The following is a 17,136-nucleotide window of genomic DNA, read 5'->3' on the forward strand; positions in this document are numbered from 1 at the left end:
TATGTCTGCTAACTTATCTAAGAATGACTTACTCGCTATTTTTGAAGAGATAAAACAAGAACAAGCGACTCAATTCCCTTTATCTGAACGGTTTATTAAGCAACTGTTTAAACCGCATGTGCTCAGTAAAGCAAAAGAGTATGTTGCGAACGGTCAGATTAATTGGTTAGAACATAATCATGATTTTTCCGTGATTGATGCGTCGATGTTCGGTAACCAAGGCAGCACGTTTACCCAGCATATTGAAATCAGAAAATTAGCTAATGGCTTTGCAGTTGACCGCCATTGCTCATGTGATGCCAAAACTAATTGCCGTCATTTAGCTGCAGTGCTATTGAAGCTGAAAATAGATCACTCAGGTGATTATGGCCAAGATTACATAATGAATGATTGGTTTGAAGAGCTAACAACACTTAAGCAAACCCAGTCAGCAGAAGCTAAAAATGTACTATTATTTGTACTTGATGTAGAAAACAATCGGGTTATCTTAACACCTAAAATTGCCGCATTTTCTATTGACCATAATTATACCCTTGGCCGCAATTTAACTGACCAACAGCTCAATAGCTTTGTTACCCCAACAGATTTGCTTGAAACGGATTTTCGTTTGTACAGTTGGATTCGTTCGCAAAATGCTCTAGGTAACTTAGAGCTTAAAGGGCAATGGGGTTTTAATGCATTACAACAGTTACTGAGTTCTCAGCGTTTATTCTTTGGCCGCTCTCGTCAAGCAATTAAAGCTGATAGCGCAGAGGATCTTAGTTTTTCATGGTCGCATAAAAACGATCTTACGCAATTAAATGTTCGCATAAGTAGCAGAGAATCATGGTTGTTACTGAAAACCACCCCGCCTACTTATCTTGATACTGAACAATTGCGGATCGGTCGTTTACGTACACCATTGAGCGGCGAAGAAGTTGCGCATATACGTTCTATTCCTGCAATTCATACCGCCAACTTTGACCGAGTGTATAAACAATTAGCGGCTAATTTTGGCGATGGCGTTATCCCTCATTATCAACAATCAGAACGAAAAAGAATAAAGCGTGTTGCCGATGCATCAGCTGTTGTTGAAGTTAGTAATAGTAATAATGATTTAAAACTAATACTTAACTTCAATTATCAAGATCAGCATTATGCTCCTAATGCGGCTCCTGCGCATCTGCTTAATGCCTCGCTTGAGAATACAGTGAATACTGAGCTTACAAACTTAGGTTTTACGCTATGTAAAGGGGCTTTACAGAATGAGTTTATATTTAATAAACAATCAGTTATTCATCAGCATTGGTTTAAATATGAAGTTATTCCAAGCCTTAAACAGCGTGGTTGGAAAGTAACAGACAAAAAATTAGTCGTTAAAAAAGCAATCAGTAGCGTTAATTTAGAGGTTAAGCGCGGTAAAGGCCATCAAATAGTTAGTAAAATATTGATCCCAGGAGTCAAGGCTGCATCAGTACTTGCTAACGATAATCCTGAGTTTGAATCGTTAAATCGCCAAAGCGAGCACTTTTACTATTATGCCAATGGTAAAAATTTTGCTGTGATCAGCAAAGCTGCTTTTGATGCCTTAGTCGATTTTAAGCAACGCTTTGAGTTTGTGAAAACCCGCGACGAATTGTTAATGCCGCTATCTTTCTTAGTGCATTTAATTGATTACAGTAGTTTAGAAGTTACCTTAGTTGATGATAACTTAGAATCTTACCTCGCGGAGCTGACTAGCGATAATAATACAGAGGTTACGCAGTTACATGGCTTAAATGACGGTGTGCAATTGCGTGAATACCAACAGCAAGGTGTGCAGTGGTTGCAGTTTTTAAAGCGTCATCAACTGGGGGGGATTTTGGCTGATGATATGGGGTTAGGTAAAACCCTGCAAGTAATTGCATTTTTAGCAAATGCACGACAACGGGAACAAGTTGGCCCTACTTTAATAGTCTGCCCGACGAGTCTTGTTAGTAATTGGCAAAATGAAATGAACAAATTTGCCAGTAGTATTAAAGTTACCACTATTTTTGGTTCTGCCCGTGTGGAGCAATTACAGCATCTAGCTCAGGCTGATTGTATTTTGACAACTTACCCACTGTTAAAGCGTGATATTGCTTATTATGCGCCGTTATACTTTGAAAACATTATTCTTGATGAAGCACAATATATTAAGAACGACAGCGCGCAAGTAACCCGTTTAGTTAAACGTTTAAACGCACAATTTAATCTTTGTTTAAGCGGTACACCAATTGAAAATAACTTGTTTGAGTTAAAATCATTGCTTGATTTTGCTATGCCTTCATTACTTGGCTCGCAAACTCACTTTAAAGAACATTTTCAAACACCGATTGAGCGAGATGCTGATGTACAGCGCGCTAATGAACTTAAATCATTAATTTTACCTTTTATTTTGCGTCGCACTAAAGCCGAAGTTGCCCAGGAACTGCCTCCTAAAACGGAGTTAATCAAAGAGTTTGAATTTGAAGCCGAGCAGAAAGAGCTTTATCAAAGCATTACTCACTCCCTAGAAGAGAAAATGGTTGATTTGTTTGCCTCGCAAGGCGCGCAAAAAAGCAAGCTAATGTTTTTAGAAGCACTCCTGAAATTACGACAAATATGCTGTCATCCACGTTTAATTGATGAAACTACAGCGGCCAGAAGTGCAAAGCTTGATTGGTTAAGTAAGCATTTACCGGTAATGTTAGATGAAGATCGTAATATCATTATTTTTAGCCAGTTTACTTCAGCCCTCGATATTATTGCTGAACAATTAACTGAACTAGATATCAACTTCAGCCTATTGACTGGGCAAACAAGGCATCGCGATAAAGTGATAGCTGAATTTACTAGTGGTCAAACTTCTGTATTTTTGATCAGCTTAAAAGCCGGTGGAACAGGTCTTAACCTGACCCAAGCTGATACCGTGATCCATTTTGATCCGTGGTGGAACCCCGCAGTTGAAAAACAAGCCACAGATCGCGCATATCGCATTGGTCAAACTAACCCCGTGTTTGTTTATAAATTAATTATGGCAAATTCAATCGAGCAAAAAGTATTTAAAATGCAGCAACATAAGCAAGCCCTTGTAGATGCATTATTTACTGAAAAATCAATGACTTTCACTAAGTTTGATGAAGAGCAAATGCTATCTTTAATTAAAAATTAGAATAATCTGTAAAAAAATCTATTTCTTTTTGAACTAAATTTAATTACCTACGTCTATTATTATGCTTGTTGTTAAATTGCAGTTTGCACAGGCATCATGTTGATTTCCCATTTGGTTACTAAATTTAGTAATGATTGAGCCAGCCCACTTTGAGCTGGCTTTTTTTATACCTACAAAAAAAATGATCTTTTTTGAAATTATTTTTGAACTAAATTAAATCACCCACGTCTACTAATATGCTTGTTGTTAAATTGCAGTTTGCACAGGCATCATGTTGATTTCCCATTTGATTGCTAAATTTAGTAATGATTGAGCCAGCTCACTTTGAGCTGGCTTTTTTTATGCCCGCAAAAAATGATCTTTTTTGAAATTATTTTTGAACTAAATTTAATTCCCCGCGTCTACTATTATGCTTGTTGTTAAATTGCAGTTTTCACAAGCATCATGTTGATTTCCCATTTGGTTACTAAATTTAGTAATGATTGAGCCAGCCCACTTTGAGCTGGCTTTTTTATGCCTGCCTTGTAATAACACGTAATATTTATTTAATCATTTTGTCGCTAAAATACTATTGTCAGTAGTAATAATTGCTTATCTGCTTGTTTTGCAAAATAAATGTTAATTTTTTGTGTTTTTTCTTCTTTTGTTTGTGTCTATTGTTATAAAATCATAGTAATATCAACGATTAGACATGTACCTAATTATTTAAGGGTATTGAAAATGGCTTATTTATTAAATAAAGATTCAAATGAATGTTGCTTTTTATATGCGCACCATAGCTTTGGCCGTTTTCAGTACTCGGTTGATACTTTAGTTAATGATCTGAGTGTATCTAAAATCCACGCCATCATTGAATGGCTAAACGGGAAATGGTACATCAGGGATTTAAGCCTCAATGGGACTTGGTTAAATCATAAGCGATTGCAAAAAGATAGTGCTGAAGAATTACACATCGGCGACAAAATTTATTTTGCAGGTAACTCTCAAGTTACTTATGTGGTTAAGGACTTAAGCGCGCCCGTTGATCAACTGGTCAAATTGGACGCTCAGCAAAAAAAAACCACAGAAACTATCGTACTTAATAATTATCACTTATTACCGGCTGAGCAACCTGAATGGGCCATTATTTATCAGCCAAACAGTGGCCAGTGGTATCTTGAATCATTGCATGATGATGAATTTACCACGCGTGAAATGCTCCAAGATAATAGTGTAATTAGCGTTGCTAATGAACAATGGGTTTTTCTTTCCAGCCATTTGGAAGTTGACACCCAAGTGAGCAGTGTGCCGCAGCTGTATATTAATGAGTTAGATTTCATTTTTAATTTAAGCTTAGATGAAGAAACCTCAGAGCTAAAAATCCATCATCATAATAAGGACGTTGATTTACATGTTCGCTGTCATCATTACCTGACCTTAAACTTGGCCAGATACCGTGCTGCGGATGCTAAAAAAGGCGTGTTGCCGGCGAATCAAGGCTGGGTCAATACAGAGCAATTAGTGAAAGATTTAGGTGTTGATATGCGCTATTTAAATATTCAAATCCATCGCGCTAGAAAGCAATTTTCAGAGGTTTTGACTAATGTTCATGATGCTGAAAATATAATTGAAAGGCAACTGCGAAAAGTGCGTTTTGCTGGCGCATCCTTTATGATCTATAAAGGGTGCGAATTAGAGAGTACCTCGGATGTCGCTAGAACAAGAAAAAACAGTATTACAATTTAACAAAGTAACAGCCAACTACAAATTAATAAAGTTACTTAGTCAAGGAGGAATGGGATGTGTTTATTTAGCTGAAGACATCCGTTTAAAACGCTATGTGGCGATCAAGTTCTTAAAATTAACTGAGTCTACAGCACAGCTTAGCGATCCTTTAGTTGAAGCTCAGCTACTTGCTCGGCTCAATCACCCTAATATAGTGCAAATTCATGATGTATTGCTGTACGACAAGCAAATTTGCATTGTCATGGAATATTTAAAAGGCAAAACCTTACAACAATTTCAGCATCAACATATTACGACCTTATCTGAAAAGCTAGCTCTACTGGCGCAATTATGTGATGGCTTAGTACATGCTCATTCAGAGGGAGTGATGCATTGTGATTTAAAGCCTGCAAATATCTTAATAGATAAGCAAAAACTAAAAATTACCGACTTTGGCATAGCGACACTACAAAGTGACCCTGCTAATCAGCAAACTGAGATACCAAGTTTTGGCAGTGCCAGTGCGATGTCGCCAGAGCTGCTAAATAAACAACCATTAGATTTTCGCAGTGATCTATTCTCTTTTGGCATGCTTGCTTTTCAATTTATCAGTGGCCGTCATCCATTTGGAAATGGCTCATCACAAGCTATCGCACACAACATTAGCAATACTAAAGCTATGGATGCCTACGAGATCACGCCTAAGTTACCTAATGAGCTATGTGATTTGCTTAATCAGTTATTGCAGCGTAAAAAAGAGCGTCGCCCTGCTGATGCCGCCACAACTGCCCGTAAACTGAAAAATGTGATAATAGCGCTAACACAGCAAGAAATTTTGGCACAAGCCACGCTACCAATTGAACAGCTAGCCAAACCGAAAAAAACAGCTATCTAGCGGGTTTTATATTCGCTATGATAAGTTGTCTTTTTGTTATTGAGTTTTATTTATGTCTATACAGTTACTTACCAATATTGATTGGCTCAATGTTGGTATCGGATTTTTAGTAGGTGGGACATTTTTAGGAATTGCTTTTAGCCAAACACGTGCACGCCTGACTCGGCAATTAAATGAGCTAGAGCAGCAACAAACTCTGTTACAAACGCAATTAACCCAGCAGCAACAACAGCATATGTCACTTATAGATGAACACGACCTACTAGTGCAAAGCTATCAAGAGCAACGCGACGAAACTCAGCATTTTAAAACCCGCTTTAGCGAACAAGAAAAGCAAAGCCAGCAATATAATCACTATTGGCGTAAGTCTGAAGCTGAGTTAACTTCATTACGTGCTGAGTTCAATGCTCGAGATGTTGAACTCAGTAGTATGCGTACTATGCTTGAGCAAAAGCAAGCACATTATGAGCAGCAGTTACAGCATATTAAAGAAAGCAAAGAGCAGCTTAAAAAAGAGTTTGAAAATCTTGCGAATCAAATTCTCGAAGAAAAATCGCAAAAATTTAAAACGTTAAATCAAGAAAGCATCGAGCAGTTATTAAAACCAGTGCAAGGTGAGCTAAAAGGCTTTCGCGATAAAATGGAATCAATCCACGTTGAAGATCTAAAACAACGTGCGGCTCTAAAAACTGAATTACTGCATTTGCAAGCGAAAAGCCAAGCAATCACCGAACAAGCTGACAAGCTCAGTAATGCACTACAAGGGCAAAAGAAAACCCAAGGTAATTGGGGCGAATTAATGCTTGAAAACGTGTTAGACAGCGCTGGACTGCGTGCTGGTAGTGATTACAAACGTGAGGTGTCGTTCAACACCGAAGATGGTCGCTTGCGTCCCGATGTGGTGGTGTATTTACCACAAGGTCGCCACTTAGTGATTGATGCAAAAACTTCGCTAAACGCTTACACTCGTTACGTAAATGCCGATAATGAACTAGAGGCTCAACAAGCCATTAAAGAGCACGTTGATGCCGTAAAAGCACGTATTAATGAACTGGCGAGTAAATCATATGATCGCTTACCTGGGCTTAACAGCCCTGAAGTGGTGATCATGTTTGTACCGATAGAATCCGCTTTTGTCGAAGCCCTTAAATACCAAAGCGATATTTACCAACAAGCGATAGAGAAGAACATTTTGGTGGCCACACCTACTACCCTCTTAACCAGCTTGAACATTGTTAAACAGTTATGGCGCTTTGAAGAGCAGACTAAATACTCAAAAGAGTTGGCTAATCGCGCGGAGCGTTTTTATAGCAAGCTCAACGGCTTTTTAACCAGTATGGAAGGCGTTGGTAAGCAGTTAGATAAAGCCAAAGAAAGTTACGATAAAGCGTTTTCGCAGTTATATCGCGGTAAAGGCAACCTAATAAAACAAGCCTCAGAGTTTAAAGAGTTGGGTGTATCAGTACAAAAAGAACTACCCGCCGAAACGTTAGAACGGGCGCAATTAGAGTTAGATGAATAAGGAAATTGTATGCAGATCATTCGTGGTAAAGAGTTCACCGCAGCAAAAGCGTGGGGAGCAAAAGATATTGCTAATATGAATGGCATCACTACCCGCTTACATTGGACTGATAAACCTTATAAGTGGCATATCAATGATGGCGAAGAAGTGTTTGTGGTGCTTGATGGAGCCGTTGAAATGTTTTACAAACAGGATGGCGAGACGCATTCAGCGGTATTGCAAAGTGGTGATATATTTTATGCCTCGGTCGGCACTGAGCACGTAGCTCATCCTGTTGGTGAAGCCCGTATTTTAGTGATTGAAACGCAAGGCAGTGTTTAAGGAAAACACATTATGAACATTGCTATTTATATTTACGATGATGCCGAAGTGCTGGATTTTTCAGGCCCATTTGAAGTGTTTAGCACGGCAAAGCGCTTAGCAGACAATAATTGGCAGGTATTTTTTGTGGCAGAGCATGCCGGGCCGATAATTGCACGTGCAGGTTTTAGTGTAAACCCCCATTATAGTTTTGCTGATCACCCCGCGATTGATTTACTCATTGTTGTCGGTGGTATACATACACATGAGCTTGAAAAACCAGCCGTAATAAACTGGATCCGAGAAACCGCTGGTGCCGCTAGTAAAGTTGCCTCGGTGTGTACTGGCGCTTTTTTACTGGCCAAAGCGGGTTTACTCGATGGTTTAACAGTGACTACGCATTGGGAAGATCAAGCCGATCTTGCTGCAATGTTCCCAAGTCTAAATGTGATCGCGAATAAGCGTTGGCTGTCACAAGGTAAACTTACCACCTCTGGCGGTATTTCTGCGGGAATTGATATGAGCTTAGCGCTAGTTGCAGAACTAATAAGCCCAGCACACGCAGAGCTTACAGCAAAGCAAATGGAATATCAGTGGCATAAAAATGCTTAAAGCCGCTGTTGAATAAATTCGTGCATGTAATCACGTAAACAAACCGCTTTTTTACTAAGTAAACGGCCGCTTGGCCAGATAGCATAAATTTCGCGGTTATGGCTTTGCCATTGTGGCAGCACCCTGACAAATTCTCCCGTTGCCAGTTCGTTTATAATTTCAAATCGAGGTAATAAGCCGACCCCTTGGTGATCAGCGACTTGGTATTTTACAAAGCTTGTGTCGTTATAAATACTATTAAAGCGGCACATATGTGTATAACTTGCGCGTGTTTTTATATTGGTTAATGGCCATTTATTTCTCAGCGTTGTACCAATTAAACGATGTTGTTTAAGATCGCTTGGCTCATTGAGCACAGAGGCATTGGTTAAATAGCTTGGGGTAGCCACTAAAATAGAATCGGCTTGTCCGAGCTTCTTTTGTTGCAATAGTGAATCTGCTTGTGGGCCTATTCTTAATGCTAAATCCGCTTGGCTTTTAATAATGTCTTCAAGCTGGTTATTTAAAATCAGCTCTAGTTGTATATCAGGGTATTGTTTGCAAAACGACAACCACATTGGCTTTAAAAAACCATGGCAAATATTAAGTGGCGCAAGTACTTTGAGTTTTCCGCTCAGTTGCTCTTTTTGCTGATTGAGTTGATGGCTGGTTTGTTCAAATTGCTCAACTAAGTTTGCGTAACTTTGATAGTAAACCTGCCCTTGCTGGGTGAGTGTGCATTGGCGCGCCGAGCGGTGTAGTAACTTTTCGCCAAGGCGTGACTCCAGACGCTGTAAGCGCCGCGTAACGGTTGCCGCAGGCAAAGATAAATACTCCCCCGCTTGAGATAAGCCACCTTGTTGCACTATATGCACAAACAACACGATATCATCTAACATAATTCCACTTTTGTAATTTAAGTTTGATTAAAGCTTTGTATTTAACGTTTTTGTAAGTCTATATCATAGTCGCTAGGTTTTCAGTAAAGGGTGACAATATGTTTTCAGCACTAGATTGGCTAGCAGCGATTGTGATTGGAATTGGCGCAACCGCGATACTTGATTTATGGGCACTACTACTAGGCAAGTTTGGTATTAGCTCTTTAAACTTTTGCATGGTAGGACGCTGGCTATGCTTTATGCGCTATGGCAAGTGGCAACACCTTGCTATTAATAAAGCCGCTGCGCAACCGAATGAATGCGCAATTGGTTGGTTTAGTCATTATTTTATCGGGGTTATTTTTGCCCTGCTATTTTTATTACTGATGCCAAGTAGCTGGTTAGCTGCGCCGAGCTTAGCCCCAGCCCTGTTGTTTGGACTGCTGAGTGTTGCTATGCCCTTTTTTGTTATGCAGCCTGCCCTTGGGCTTGGCATTGCTGCGGCTAAAACGCTCGCACCAATGGCTGCACGCGTAAAAAGTATTTTATCGCATGCTGTGTTTGGCGTGGGGTTGTATCTCAGTGCAATGGTGTTATTACAGTTTTAAGGAGGCGCTATGCATGCAGAATATTGGTTAAACCGTTGGCAAAGCAATGACATTGGTTTTCATGACGGTAAAGTAAACCCTAGTTTAGATCGTTATTTTACTAACTTAAATTTACCAGTCAGTAGTCGTGTGTTTGTTCCTTTGTGTGGCAAAACAGTTGACATTCACTATTTGCTTAATAAGGACATGTACGTTGTGGGTGTTGAGCTCAGCGAGCTGGCTATTCGGCAGTTATTTATTGAGTTAGCGCTTACACCAAAAGTAACCAAGCACGGTTTGCTCACTGCGTATCAGGCTCAGGGGATCTGTATTTGGGTAGGAGATGTCTTTGCTTTAACTGCAGATCATTTAGGTCATATTGATGCAATTTATGCTCGCGGAGCATTAGTGGCGCTGCCCTTCGCTATTCGTAATCAATATGCCCAGCACATAATTACCTTAAGTAATGCTGCGCCGCAATTATTAATCACCTGTGTGTATGACCAATCGCAGCGCAGTGGCACACCTTATAGTGTTCCTGCTGCTGAGGTACAAGGTATTTATGCAAAGCACTACAGCTTAAACATGCTCAGCTGTGAAAAATTAAGCCAAGGTATTAAAGGCGTTACCCCTGCAAGCATTGTGGTTTGGCTGATGAACCCTAGCCCTTAATAAATGCACTTTAGCTGTGCATTTTTGTGGCTAGTTAATTGCGATTTGTGCATGCATTATAATAACCACGTAGATCAATTAAGGGTTATTATGTTGCAAAAACCAAATGTTTTCTTTTTATCCCATGGCGGTGGGCCATTACCGCTGCTTGGTGAACCAAGCCATAAAGAGATGGTGACTTGTTTGCAATCAGTCGCGGCTAAAATCACTAAGCCTAGTGCGATTTTAATGATCAGTGCTCATTTTGAAGCAGATCCTATTGCAATTACAGCCTCAGCAACACCAAAGTTGATTTATGATTACTATGGCTTTCCCGAGCAGGCGTATCAACTTACTTACCCGTGCGCTGGCGAACCAAAGCTTGCTGAACAAGTACAGCAGGCCTTACAAAGTAACGGTATTACTGCAAACCTTGATACCCAGCGTGGCTTTGATCATGGCATGTTTGTACCATTAAAAATCATGTTTCCTGAGGCCGATATTCCATGTGTACAAATTTCGTTAAACTCGAGCCTTGATCCCGCAATGCACCTTAAAATTGGCCAAGTGTTGCAACAAATAGACTATGAAAATTTATTGATCATTGGCTCCGGTTTTACCTTTCATAATATGCAGGCTTTTTTTGCTAAACAAACAACCGCTATGCAAAAGCTCAACCAAAGCTTTGAGCAATGGTTAATTGATACTTTAGCAAATCCTAAGCTTGCAGAGCCTGAGCGCACGCAACGTTTAACTAACTGGAAACTAGCGTCAGGGGCACAATTTTGTCACCCTCGGGAAGAGCATTTACTGCCTTTGCATGTATGTTACGGCGCGGCACAACGCCGATGCGAAAGCGTATACGAGCTAGAAATTTCAGGCAAAAAGGCCAGTATGTACCTGTGGCAGTAACTTTACTTGTAGGGTTTTGGGTTTAACCCTATGCTTATTGCGACAAACGTTCAGATCTTAAAAGTAATTTTTGCTAAAGTGTTGCTAATGCGACCTGTAAATAAATACACGCTCGCTAACCCCTTTTAGGATCACTACATGAAATTACTTAAAACCTCTGGGCTGGTTTTGTCGGTACTGGCTGGGCTGTCACTGTTTGGCTGCTCTGTAACACCTGATTCTACGGCTACTACAACAATGACACAAATTAGCAATCCACTGTCGCTTGAACAAATCTATAAAGATAAATATTTCAAGGCACAGCGTAGCACTTACTTTAAATGGCTTGATGATGGCACCGGCTATACAGTGCTTGAAGAGCGTAAAAGCGAAAAAAATAAAGAAGACGATGCTGAAAAAACCAAAGCTGATGACGAAAAAGAGCACGGTGTAAAAGGCAACGATATCGTATTTTACAACGCTGATGGCACGGGCCGTAAAGTACTGGTTGAGTTTGAAAAACTACTGCCAGAAGGCGCAGACGAGCCATTTGCAATTGAAAGCTACCAATGGTCGAAAGACGGCAAATGGTTAATGGTATTTACCAATAGTGAGCAAGTATGGCGTTCACGTAGTCGCGGTGATTTTTGGTTACTTAATCTTGAAACCAATCAACTACAGCAACTTGGTGGTAGCGATGTTGAAGCTAAAAAGCTGATGTTTGCTAAGTTCTCGCCAGACAGCTCAAAAATTGCCTACGTGCTTGACAACAACATATATATGCAATCGGTTGGCAGCAACACAGTAACAGCACTGACAACCGATGGCAGCGCTACTATTGTTAACGGCAATTTTGATTGGGTGTACGAAGAAGAATTCACTATTGCAGATGGCTTTCGTTGGAGCCCTGATAATAAATCAATTGCCTATTGGCAGCTTGATACTAGTGGCGTTAAATACTTCACTATGATCAACAATACCGATGATCTTTACCCTACTTTAAAAGAGTTTCCTTACCCAAAAGCCGGTGAAACTAACTCAGCAGTACGTGTTGGTGTGGTAAGCATAGCCGACAAACAAACGCGCTGGGCTGCGCTTGAAGGCGATAACCGTGATCGTTATATTCCTCGTATTAGCTGGGCAGGTACCGGTAAGGAATTAATGATCCAAGACCTAAACCGCCCGCAAAACCATAACAAGGTTTGGTTATTCGATTGGCAAAAACAGCAATTAACTAAAATTCTAGAAGATAAAGACGACGCCTTTATCGAATGGTTTTATAAAGCTAACTGGTCAAAAGACGGCAAATTCTTTATTTGGCACAGCGAGCGCGATGGCTGGCGTCATCTTTATCGTGTATCGCGCGATGGCAAAACCATTATCGATTTAACCCCAGGCGATTATGATATTGTAGATATGCTGGCGTTAAACGAAGATAAAAACGTGATGTACTTTACCGCCTCTCCTGAAAACCCGGGCCAGCGCTATTTATACAGCACCCCGCTTGATGGCAGCAGCAAGCCTGTACGTGTAACACCTGAAGAATTTGAAGGCTCAAACAGCTATTACATGTCTAAAGATACCTCTTGGGCAATGCACACTTACTCTAAGTTCGGTATGCCAGCAAGCAAAGAGATCATTAAAGTGAGCAGCCACAGTAATGTTAAAACCTTAGTTGAAAATAACGAGCTGAAAGAAAAGCTGGCTGAGCAAAGCTTACCTAGCCATGAGTTTTTTAAAGTGAATGCGAGCGACGGCACCGAGCTTGATGGCTACATTATGTTCCCTAAAAACATGGATAAAAGTAAAAAATACCCGATTGTTTTTTACGTATACGGTGAACCGTGGGGCTCAACGGTACAAGACCGCTGGGAAGGTAACAGTTACTTGTATAAATCATTGCTAACACAAAAAGGCTTTATTGTGGCATCGGTTGATAACCGAGGCACACGCGCACCAAAAGGCCGTGATTGGCGCAAATCGATTTATAAAAAAATTGGCTCTATCACAGTGCAAGACCAAGTCGATGCACTAGATGCCATGGCAAAACGTTGGGATGTAATAGACACCGACCGCGTAGGCGTGTGGGGCCACTCAGGGGGCGGCAGCTCAACCCTTAATTTATTGTTCCGCCATGGTGATAAATTTAAAGTGGGTATTGCTTCTGCACCGGTGCCAGATATTCGTTTATACGACACTATTTACCAAGAACGTTATGCGGGTAACCCCAATACCGACCCTGAGAGCTACGATAATACCTCGCCGATTACCTTTGCTAAAAACCTAACCGGTAAGCTATTGCTTATTCATGGCACGGGGGATGATAACGTGCATTACCAAGGCTCAGAGCGTTTAATTGACGAGCTGGTTAAACACAACAAACAGTTCGAGTTTTTCTCCTACCCGAATCGCTCACACAGCCTACGTGAAGGCAAAGGCACCGCCCTGCACTATCACACTATGATGGCCGAGTTTTTTGAGAAGAACTTATTGAATAAGTAATCATTCAAAAAATGAAGTTAGATACTAAAAAGCCACACGTTAGCCGTTGTTAGCGTGTGGCTTTTTTAATCAAAATGTAAGAGGGGTTTACAAAAACTAGTTGAAAGGGAAAAGGCTCAAGGGGAAAGGTTTTGAGCCAGTACAAGTAGTTAATCCCAAGCACCCCTTTAACTTTCTAGGTTTCATTTTTAAATGATTTTATTTTGCACTGACTAAGAATTTCATCAACAGTATCCATTATTACATTAGTAGGCACCAATTCATCCTGTCCATTAGAAGCTTTTAGTGCATTTAATGAAATTGTGAACAGCCCCTCGTCGCTAGCTGATGACCAAAAGCCTATTAAGTTATCATGCTCATTAAACGTAGCTTTCCAAAGTGATAACTTTGCAGCGCGTTGCTCCCAAATATGGTTTTTAGAGTGTAATAAAGCAACTGTATGATGAAGCTCCTCTTCCCACATTTTTTCATATTTTTTGTGTGAGTATTCCACAATTTCAATCTTCGATGCTTCTTTAGCTGGGGTTTTAAATAAAATAGAGTTGTGCTCAGGCCTTATAACCCCCGCAGTAACGGTTATTATTTTATGCTCATCTATAAGCTGAAAATCATACTTGATGTCATTATTATATTTTTTCTCATTGATTGTGACTTCTTGGCCCCCTATAGACGATATTTCGCAAAACATTGTTGATTGGGTACGACCATAAACAGTCAATGGAGTCAGCAATAAAATTAAACTAATAAAACTACATTTTGAAATATTGTGTATCACTAAACTATCCTTTTAAACACTTAGCATAAAGCTAAAGTTGAAATAAGCTATAAAGCTGACGTTTATCTTAATTATTACCTAAAACTATACGGAAAGAACACCGCGTTTAATCGATTTTTTACTCCAATTTCTATAAAAGCTTTCACATTTCCTTCTAGATAAATTTATAAATGGATTACAGGGCTCTTTAACAAGAACGTTATGCGGATAACCCCAATAACGACCCATTGACGAGCTGGTTAAACACAACAAACAGTTCGAGTTTTTCTCATACCCGAATCGCTCACACAGCCTACGTGAAGGCAAAGGCACCGCCCTGCACTACCACACTATGATGGCCGAGTTTTTTGAAAAGAACTTATTGAGTCAGTAGTTTGATTAGTTAGTTTGTAAGCGTCTAGCAAAATGCACCTGCCAGTCACTCGTCAAAATGATTAAGCTATTTCCGAATTTCAATGAGGAGATAGCCATGAGAAAAACACGCAGCCTTGAACAATGGCGCAGTATTATTGAAGAACAACAAGCCAGCGATTTAACTATCACTGACTATTGCCAGCAACATGTTTTATCAAAAACAAGCTTCTATGCCGCACGAAGTAAGCTTAATGAATCATCAGGCAGCTTTGTTCGCGCTAAAGTAGCTAAACACGTTGACGTCACCGAACACCAACTGTCGATTACCCTCGAAGTCGGAAAAGTAAACGTCAGTTTGCCTCCCACAACGCCTGCATCTTATCTAGGCCAATTACTACGCGAGCTTGCCTGATGAAAATGTTTGTTGAACCAAAGTGTATTTACTTACACCGCGATGCTGTGGATTTTCGAAAATCCATTGATGGTCTGGTCGCAATCGTTGAGGGTGAGCTTGAACGTGATGCCTATACTGGCGCTTTATTTTTATTTTGCAACAAAGCGAAGGATAAACTCAAGCTGGTTTACTGGGATAAAACGGGGTTTGCTTTGTGGTACAAGCGATTAGGTGCGACAAGAAGTCGCTTTGTTTACTGTTGAACTTTGATTCAACCCTTCGTATTGCCGAAGGTTTCCTATTTCGATATGCGTCACTAGCAATGGTGGGGTGTGAAGCTCGAAAGACAATGTAGCCTTAAGTTCAATAGTGATGTTGAACAAACTGCAAGCATCATGCGGTTGGGCCCTAGGAATTAATGGTATGTGTAATTAACTGAACAGTTGTAACTGTCGTCATTGTAAACAAGCTAAAGATGCTGACAAGCTTGAACCAAAAGGTGTGGTGGACAAGTTAACATGCTCTAGTCTCATGTTACGCAATTTAATGTGCCCCCGGCGGATTGACTGACACTAACCCATTATGTGAATAAAGCGGAACTTGGTAAGCCCGTATGCTCCCTCGTTGAGGTAGTTTCTTCGTAAGAATGAATGACGGGCATGCGGGTAAAGGACGATGGAGAAAGCGAATGCCTTGCTGTAATGGCAAAGATAGATGTATTGATGTAATGGTCAACAAATTCTGTAGAGATTCTAAGCGGCATTTTTTAATTCATTATATTTCTGATGTGGCGTCATATAATTAAGCGTAGAATGCCTACGTTTGTAATTGTAAAACTGAATATAATTGTCCACCTCACTTATAACTGAATGATGATTTATAAATGACAGGCGATTCAGTCGCTCTGTTTTTAAACTTCTAAAAAATCGCTCCATTACTGCATTATCCCAACAATTACCTCGACGACTCATACTTTGCGTTATAGTTAGTTGTGATAACCGAGCTCTAAACGAGGCCGCAGAATACTGACACCCCTGATCGGAATGAAACATCAGTTGATTAAGAACCGGCTGTTGACGCTTAATAGCATTATTCAATGCTGCTATAGCCAATTCAGCATTTGGGCTTGTTGATAAGGCATACCCTACAACTTCCCTCGTTGATAAGTCTAACACACAGGCCAAGTAGCTCCACCCTTGATGGTTCCTGATATAGGTAATATCACCGACCCAATGCGTGTTATGTGAATCAGGGTTAAACTCTCGTTTTAAGAGGTTCTGTGCGTACTTATGTTCATCACCTGAGTTAGGGTAGTAATGTTTTTTCTTCGGCCTGATGGCTTTTATATTCAACTTTTTCATCAGTGCCGCTGTTTTATATATTCCAATCGTATGATTTAACGCATTCAGTTCAACGTTCACTCTGCGTCTACCATACGTATAACCAGAATCGTCAGCGATAGATTTAATTAACTCCAGCAGTGCCTGCTCTGACTTATTTGGCGCGACGGGCGCATAGTAATAACTACTTGTACTGACTTCTAAAGCACGACACAACTCAGATACCGTATAGCTTGGGGTCGCTTTCTTCAACGCTTTAATTACTTTAAATTTTGATTGTCGCGAATGAAGAAAGCGGTGGCTTTTTTTAATATATCATTATCCCTTAAAGCTCGCTGTAGCTGCTTCTCTAGCAATTGAATACGTTGCTGTTCTGGTGTGAGTGCTTGTACATTTCCCGGGCTCTTACCATCTAGCTCAGATAGATATTGTTGCTTCCAACGTGATACTGCTGACTTTCCTGCGCCAGACATCTCTTCAATTTGCTTATTGGTATAACCTTCTTCTACCATTAATTTGGCATATTCAAGTTTTTGTTGTGCACTGAGTGTTACTTTTGATTTTCTGGTCATAGTGATACCTTTTGGGTTTAGCTCATTTT

At 40.2% G+C, this 17,136-nt stretch carries 15 protein-coding genes; 12 read left to right on the forward strand and 3 right to left on the reverse strand.

The annotated features are described in order from the left end of the window. The first annotated feature begins 1 nt into the window (after window position 1). The 6 genes from NDQ71_RS21590 (at window position 2) to NDQ71_RS21615 (ending at window position 8,184) form a co-directional block, all read left to right on the forward strand. The gene (locus tag NDQ71_RS21590; protein ID WP_192540134.1) at window positions 2-3,151 is read left to right on the forward strand and encodes a DEAD/DEAH box helicase; all 3,150 of its coding nucleotides are present in this window, start codon (window positions 2-4) and stop codon (window positions 3,149-3,151) included. Window positions 3,152-3,871: 720 nt separating this feature from the next. Next, complete coding sequence (locus NDQ71_RS21595; protein ID WP_192540135.1) at window positions 3,872-4,876, forward strand: FHA domain-containing protein; 1,005 nt, start codon at window positions 3,872-3,874, stop codon at window positions 4,874-4,876. Further along, a complete protein-coding gene (locus tag NDQ71_RS21600) occupies window positions 4,839-5,750 on the forward strand; it encodes a serine/threonine-protein kinase (protein ID WP_192540136.1) in 912 nt (303 codons plus the stop codon). The genes NDQ71_RS21595 and NDQ71_RS21600 overlap by 38 nt, the downstream gene beginning before the upstream one ends. A gap of 52 nt (window positions 5,751-5,802) precedes the next feature. After that, window positions 5,803-7,272 (forward strand): DNA recombination protein RmuC, encoded by a 1,470-nt coding sequence (gene rmuC / locus NDQ71_RS21605; RefSeq protein ID WP_192540137.1) that lies wholly within the window; start codon window positions 5,803-5,805, stop codon window positions 7,270-7,272. Window positions 7,273-7,281: 9 nt separating this feature from the next. Beyond that, window positions 7,282-7,593, forward strand: a complete 312-nt coding sequence (locus tag NDQ71_RS21610) for a cupin (protein ID WP_192540138.1) — start codon at window positions 7,282-7,284, stop codon at window positions 7,591-7,593. A gap of 12 nt (window positions 7,594-7,605) precedes the next feature. Beyond that, window positions 7,606-8,184: a DJ-1/PfpI family protein gene (locus tag NDQ71_RS21615; protein ID WP_192540139.1), complete on the forward strand. Its 579-nt coding sequence runs from the start codon at window positions 7,606-7,608 to the stop codon at window positions 8,182-8,184. Here the strand turns inward: NDQ71_RS21615 and NDQ71_RS21620 are convergent. Further along, window positions 8,181-9,062: a LysR family transcriptional regulator gene (locus tag NDQ71_RS21620; RefSeq protein ID WP_192540140.1), complete on the reverse strand. Its 882-nt coding sequence runs from the start codon at window positions 9,060-9,062 to the stop codon at window positions 8,181-8,183. The two genes, NDQ71_RS21615 and NDQ71_RS21620, sit on opposite strands and share 4 nt — an antisense overlap. Window positions 9,063-9,160: 98 nt before the next feature. On the opposite strand from NDQ71_RS21620, the gene NDQ71_RS21625 reads away from it, so the two are divergent. The 4 genes from NDQ71_RS21625 (at window position 9,161) to NDQ71_RS21640 (ending at window position 13,672) form a co-directional block, all read left to right on the forward strand. Further along, window positions 9,161-9,649 (forward strand): DUF2938 domain-containing protein, encoded by a 489-nt coding sequence (locus NDQ71_RS21625; protein WP_301562707.1) that lies wholly within the window; start codon window positions 9,161-9,163, stop codon window positions 9,647-9,649. 9 nt (window positions 9,650-9,658) lie between these two features. Continuing rightward, window positions 9,659-10,300 carry a thiopurine S-methyltransferase gene (tmpT, locus tag NDQ71_RS21630; protein ID WP_192540142.1) on the forward strand — a complete coding sequence of 214 codons (642 nt, stop codon included), beginning with the start codon at window positions 9,659-9,661 and terminating at the stop codon, window positions 10,298-10,300. Window positions 10,301-10,390: 90 nt separating this feature from the next. Continuing rightward, window positions 10,391-11,191, forward strand: coding sequence for a class III extradiol ring-cleavage dioxygenase (locus NDQ71_RS21635; RefSeq protein ID WP_192540143.1), 801 nt, complete (start codon window positions 10,391-10,393; stop codon window positions 11,189-11,191). A gap of 138 nt (window positions 11,192-11,329) precedes the next feature. Continuing rightward, window positions 11,330-13,672, forward strand: a complete 2,343-nt coding sequence (locus NDQ71_RS21640; RefSeq protein WP_301562708.1) for a S9 family peptidase — start codon at window positions 11,330-11,332, stop codon at window positions 13,670-13,672. Between the two features lie 175 nt (window positions 13,673-13,847). On the opposite strand, the gene NDQ71_RS21645 is transcribed toward NDQ71_RS21640, so the two are convergent. Next, window positions 13,848-14,447 (reverse strand): hypothetical protein, encoded by a 600-nt coding sequence (locus tag NDQ71_RS21645; protein ID WP_301562709.1) that lies wholly within the window; start codon window positions 14,445-14,447, stop codon window positions 13,848-13,850. Between the two features lie 469 nt (window positions 14,448-14,916). Here NDQ71_RS21645 and NDQ71_RS21650 point away from each other — a divergent pair, with 469 nt between their 5' ends. Beyond that, on the forward strand, window positions 14,917-15,213 hold the full coding sequence (locus NDQ71_RS21650) for an IS66 family insertion sequence element accessory protein TnpB (protein ID WP_301562710.1): 297 nt from the start codon (window positions 14,917-14,919) through the stop codon (window positions 15,211-15,213). Further along, entirely contained in the window at window positions 15,213-15,458 is a 246-nt protein-coding gene (tnpB, locus tag NDQ71_RS21655; RefSeq protein WP_192540579.1) for an IS66 family insertion sequence element accessory protein TnpB, read from the forward strand. Before NDQ71_RS21650 ends, tnpB begins: the two co-directional genes overlap by 1 nt. Window positions 15,459-15,947: 489 nt before the next feature. Here tnpB and NDQ71_RS21660 read toward each other — a convergent pair. Further along, window positions 15,948-17,107, reverse strand: a protein-coding gene (locus NDQ71_RS21660; RefSeq protein ID WP_086962489.1) for an IS3 family transposase whose coding sequence is annotated in 2 segments (ribosomal slippage) — window positions 15,948-16,834 and window positions 16,834-17,107 — 1,161 coding nt in all. Because the reading frame shifts where the segments join, the coding sequence is not laid out codon by codon here. Between the last annotated feature and the right edge of the window lie 29 nt (window positions 17,108-17,136).

This window comes from Pseudoalteromonas sp. KG3 (assembly GCF_030436385.1).
Classification (GTDB): Bacteria; Pseudomonadota; Gammaproteobacteria; order Enterobacterales; family Alteromonadaceae; genus Pseudoalteromonas; species Pseudoalteromonas prydzensis.

Bases quoted from the DNA above. Each gene is read 5' to 3' on its own strand.
- NDQ71_RS21590 (WP_192540134.1), top strand. From the start codon at position 2: ATGTCTGCTAACTTATCTAAGAATGACTTACTCGCTATTTTTGAAGAG.
- NDQ71_RS21595 (WP_192540135.1), top strand. From the start codon at position 3,872: ATGGCTTATTTATTAAATAAAGATTCAAATGAATGTTGCTTTTTATAT.
- NDQ71_RS21600 (WP_192540136.1), top strand. From the start codon at position 4,839: ATGTCGCTAGAACAAGAAAAAACAGTATTACAATTTAACAAAGTAACA.
- rmuC (WP_192540137.1), top strand. From the start codon at position 5,803: ATGTCTATACAGTTACTTACCAATATTGATTGGCTCAATGTTGGTATC.
- NDQ71_RS21610 (WP_192540138.1), top strand. From the start codon at position 7,282: ATGCAGATCATTCGTGGTAAAGAGTTCACCGCAGCAAAAGCGTGGGGA.
- NDQ71_RS21615 (WP_192540139.1), top strand. From the start codon at position 7,606: ATGAACATTGCTATTTATATTTACGATGATGCCGAAGTGCTGGATTTT.
- NDQ71_RS21620 (WP_192540140.1), bottom strand. From the start codon at position 9,062: ATGTTAGATGATATCGTGTTGTTTGTGCATATAGTGCAACAAGGTGGC.
- NDQ71_RS21625 (WP_301562707.1), top strand. From the start codon at position 9,161: ATGTTTTCAGCACTAGATTGGCTAGCAGCGATTGTGATTGGAATTGGC.
- tmpT (WP_192540142.1), top strand. From the start codon at position 9,659: ATGCATGCAGAATATTGGTTAAACCGTTGGCAAAGCAATGACATTGGT.
- NDQ71_RS21635 (WP_192540143.1), top strand. From the start codon at position 10,391: ATGTTGCAAAAACCAAATGTTTTCTTTTTATCCCATGGCGGTGGGCCA.
- NDQ71_RS21640 (WP_301562708.1), top strand. From the start codon at position 11,330: ATGAAATTACTTAAAACCTCTGGGCTGGTTTTGTCGGTACTGGCTGGG.
- NDQ71_RS21650 (WP_301562710.1), top strand. From the start codon at position 14,917: ATGAGAAAAACACGCAGCCTTGAACAATGGCGCAGTATTATTGAAGAA.
- tnpB (WP_192540579.1), top strand. From the start codon at position 15,213: ATGAAAATGTTTGTTGAACCAAAGTGTATTTACTTACACCGCGATGCT.